The organism is Anaerosporobacter sp. (genome assembly GCF_965301125.1).
Genome location: NZ_CBDLAM010000262.1, coordinates 1 through 4,249 on the forward strand (window position 1 = coordinate 1; position 4,249 = coordinate 4,249).

4 protein-coding genes are annotated in these 4,249 nt (G+C 31.7%); 1 reads left to right on the forward strand and 3 read right to left on the reverse strand.

What is annotated here, in order from left to right:
* Positions 1-140: 140 nt before the first annotated feature.
* Positions 141-713, reverse strand: a complete 573-nt coding sequence (locus tag ACW2QF_RS18255) for a helix-turn-helix domain-containing protein (protein WP_455717447.1) — start codon at positions 711-713, stop codon at positions 141-143.
* A 248-nt stretch (positions 714-961) separates the two neighbouring features.
* On the opposite strand from ACW2QF_RS18255, the gene ACW2QF_RS18260 reads away from it, so the two are divergent.
* Complete coding sequence (locus ACW2QF_RS18260) at positions 962-2,215, forward strand: LCP family protein (RefSeq protein ID WP_455717448.1); 1,254 nt, start codon at positions 962-964, stop codon at positions 2,213-2,215.
* Between the two features lie 71 nt (positions 2,216-2,286).
* On the opposite strand, the gene ACW2QF_RS18265 is transcribed toward ACW2QF_RS18260, so the two are convergent.
* Positions 2,287-3,045: a nitroreductase family protein gene (locus ACW2QF_RS18265; RefSeq protein ID WP_455717449.1), complete on the reverse strand. Its 759-nt coding sequence runs from the start codon at positions 3,043-3,045 to the stop codon at positions 2,287-2,289.
* A gap of 24 nt (positions 3,046-3,069) precedes the next feature.
* Complete coding sequence (locus ACW2QF_RS18270; protein WP_455717450.1) at positions 3,070-3,930, reverse strand: AraC family transcriptional regulator; 861 nt, start codon at positions 3,928-3,930, stop codon at positions 3,070-3,072.
* Positions 3,931-4,249 lie beyond the last annotated feature (319 nt).

Consider the following 4,249-nt stretch of genomic DNA (forward strand, 5'->3'; position numbering starts at 1 on the left):
CCGCGACCCTCGCCTTGGCAAGGCGATACTCCACCACTGAGCCACTCGCGCATATTTAGTTGTTGTCAAAGACAAGATATATAATACCGTAATCCTAGCCATTTGTCAACAACTAATGACTACCTTTTTGTGGTAATTGCCTACCATACACCATGTATATTACATCCAAAGTAAAATTTACCCCCTCGTAACCTTGGCATACGTAGTTCCGAACCTTGTTCAGGGTATAATTTGACTAATAATACTCGATCACAAGTAACATATGCAATGAAGTTAAGGTAATGCACTTTCGTCAAATCATGATCGAATGTGATATAGAATTCATCATCTATAATATCAACATTAATGTTATGTTTCTCATCACTTGGCTTAACAATGGCTGCGTTCAATTTACGACCACAGCAAGATATATCCGCTTCTCCTGTAGAAGTTATGATATTTCCACAGCTTGGACATACATAAAATTTTATTTTCTTCATATTTCCTCCATTTACTTCATTAGGCTCTAATTCTCCCAATAAAATCTGTTCAATATTCACACCTAAGATATCTGATAATACATGTAGCAATGATACATCTGGACAACCAAGGCCTCTCTCCCACTTCGATATCGTCTTATCACTTATATTCATAGCATCTGCTAATTGCTTTTGTGTATAACCTTTTTCTTTTCTCAAGTTTAGAATTAGCTTGCCAACTTTAATATTATCCATCTAACTTACCTCCGTATCACTATCATACTTGCTAATAAGCAATTTATCAATCAACTCTCCGTAGAGTTTTTACTTACTGCATTTCCCAATATGCCTGTTCTTAAGAAAATCATAAGAATTTCATAAGAAAATTTCATAAGAAATATATCACTTCTTAATACATTATGTCTAAAAATATGGTTTAATAATAAAGTTGAGAATAAAAAATTATGTAATATTATATCAAAAGGTGGGGGATAATTTACTTTATGAAAGAAAATAAAAAAGACAAATCAAATGATTTTGATGATCTAAAGATTCAAACAGATTTCAGTATTGATGATGATATGTATAATATCAATGAGTCTTTAAAGCAACAAGTTAATCAACATATAAATGAAAACCATTATGTAGAAGAGGAGGATAATGATTCTGGTAATTCCCCAAACAAGAAGAAAAAGCGTACGGGTCTTAAAATATTTATAGGATTAATAACCTTTATCCTTCTTTTTGCTTCTTTTCTGATCTTCACCAAGCCAGGTAATCGTTTAGTGACAAAACTGTTAGCTAATTATATATCAAGTTCTGTCAATAAAGAGAACTCCGATTTATCGAATGATAATACAGAAGAAGAAGAAATAGTAAGGGAATATGATTGGAATACTGGTGAAATTGTAGGACGAAAAGAGGATTATGTTACCAATATTCTTTTGATTGGGGTTGAAGAATTATTCGGTGCAAGAAATACTGATACTATGATGATTGCTTCCATCAACACTAGAGATAATAAAGTTCAACTCTCTTCTTTAATGAGAGATTCCTATGTTAATGTTCCTGGTTGGAAAAAGACAAAGCTTAATGCAGCATATGCTCATGGAGGAATTGAACTTTTAAGAGATACCATTGAACGAAATTATAAGATTAATCTTGATGGTTATGTATCTGTTAATTTTGAATCTTTTGAAAAGATTATTGATCTTTTAGATGGCGTTGAGATTCAATTAGGTGCCAAGGAAGCGCAATATCTGAATACTACAAACTATATTTCTAATAAAGCTTATCGAAATGTAACAGAAGGTATGAACTTACTAAATGGAAACCAAGCACTTGGTTATTGCCGTGTACGTAAAGTTCCAACTTACGATGGTGTTAATAATGATTTTGGTCGTACCTTACGTCAGAGACGTGTTTTAAATGCCATCTTCGAAAAATACAAAAACCAAGGTATTGTTCAATTAATCAATACAACTAATACTTGTTTAGGTTATGTAACAACCAACCTTTCAACAGGACAAATCGAGCAATTACTGAATGCTGCGCTAGAAATTAATCTCTCAACAATTGAGATGAAATCCATTCCTATTGAAGGTTCCTATGAAGCTCCTAAGAAATACGAAAACACTACCTACCCAATCTTATTAGACTGGGATGTGAATATAATCGATTTATACAAATCAATCTATGGTGATACAGATGAAGAAGCTATGAATCATCTCTCTACAATCAAAACAACAATACAATAAATCAAAAAACAATCTTAATGTGTCTTTTTCGGATTATAACATCTCCTCAAAACAACATTAAGATTGTTTTTTTATTCAAATACCACACTTAATATATACATATAATTCTTTACTGGTTTTTCTGACAAATTATCTACGTAATCAATCGTAGTAGTTAGCCATAGATTTTCAGCTTCCATTAATAAATTCGACAACATAAATCCCATATCTACCATCTGTTCTGAATGGAACCACATCTTAATCATTCGGTCCTTCTTTAAGAAGACATGAATACGATTATGGTAAACAACAAAACGCCATGGTTGACTATTCATGCAAGACGGTGAAACACTTGCTGCTTTCATAACCTTCTTAATATCAGGACTAACATCTTCCTTATATACACATAGATAATCAAGAGGAATACGTTTTGGTTTATGTCCTTCGTATAAAGAATTAGCCTTTGGCTTTCCAAATGCAAGTGCAGCAATTATCTTATTATCTCTTTTCACTCGCTTACCAAAAGACATATTCACCAAACAGCTTCCTAGTCCTTTCGATGTAACATACAAGGACAGCTGGCCAAGAAGGTATCCCGCATTTAAGTTATAGCCTTCTACCTCTTGTTCATAAATAACCACAAAGTAAGGTGCTTCAACGCTGAGTTCATTCCTTGTAGGTTTCTTTTGATCCAGCTGGCATATTATTGCATAATCAACTTTGCAATCTTCTTTAATCAGAATCTGATGTTCCAAAAATGTACGAATATTTCGAAGCATTTGTTCCTCTAATGCTTCCATTTCGTAATGATAGACTGATTTTCTCTTCCATATTGCCTCGTACATATCCATCGTGATTCCAATACTCCTTCCTTATTAGGCATTCATCTTCTCTCTTATATTCTTCTTATAATAAAGAGGTGATATTCCATAATATTTCTTAAATAACTTGCTAAAATGGTAAACATCATCATATCCAACATCTTTAGCAATACTTTTAATACTTCCACTATTACCCATTTGTAAGATTTCTTTTGCTCGTTCTAACCTTATTTTAATTAGATAATTAATAGGAGATTCTCCAGTTTCTTCTTTAAATATCTTTGATATGTATACTGGACTGAGATACATATTATGTGCAATTTGTTCTAACGATATGCGCTGTTCGTAGTTCTCATTCAAATAGTTAATGATTCTTTTTACAGCGTAACTTCTATTATAATTTTCAAATTGCTCAACTTCTGTTTGCTTAACATTCATAGTTAATCCACGTACAATTTGTACTATTAATTGAGTCATATACGCTTTGACCATGAATTCCTTACCTGGTTGTCCTGATTGATATTCTGCAATCATTTCATAACATATTTTATCTACTTCTTGTTTCATATGTGGTTTCATATGCATGATTTTAGGAGAAACACCAAAATCAATTGAATTCTCTGGCATACCATGAAAATGAATATCTGAAAAACCCACAAAAAATTCAACCATGGGTTCTTTTACATTTGTTACTATATTATGATGTTTTATCTTAGCATCAAAAAATAATATATCTCCCGCTTCCACTTCATAAACTACGTCATCAATCACGTATTTTCCCTTACCCGATAAAATGACACTAATTTGTGGAAAATCATGATCGTGATAGATACACTCTTTCACTCGTTTCTGTTTAGATACGAAATAAACAGTCGGATTCAAATCATTACAGGAAAAAAAAGTATCTGTTTGCACACATACACCCCCATCCTTTCTGATTCACTAAGCTATTATAGCTATCAAAAATACATAAAAAAAGAAGTCTATTTTGACTCTTTTTGTACTTTAATAGTCGTTTTTCCAATTAATAAATATATTATAGCACGCTTCTAAAAATTAAGCATGTAAATAATTTTTGCGGTTTTCAATAATTTTGTAACAATATAGACGAAGATCATAATAATTTTTAGAAATATAAATGTATTTCAATAAAAATTTTAACGTATCAAATAGGTTTTGTCCGAGTTACTTTTATTTATTTTGTACAAGCATACTACAAAACCTAGTAAAGAAT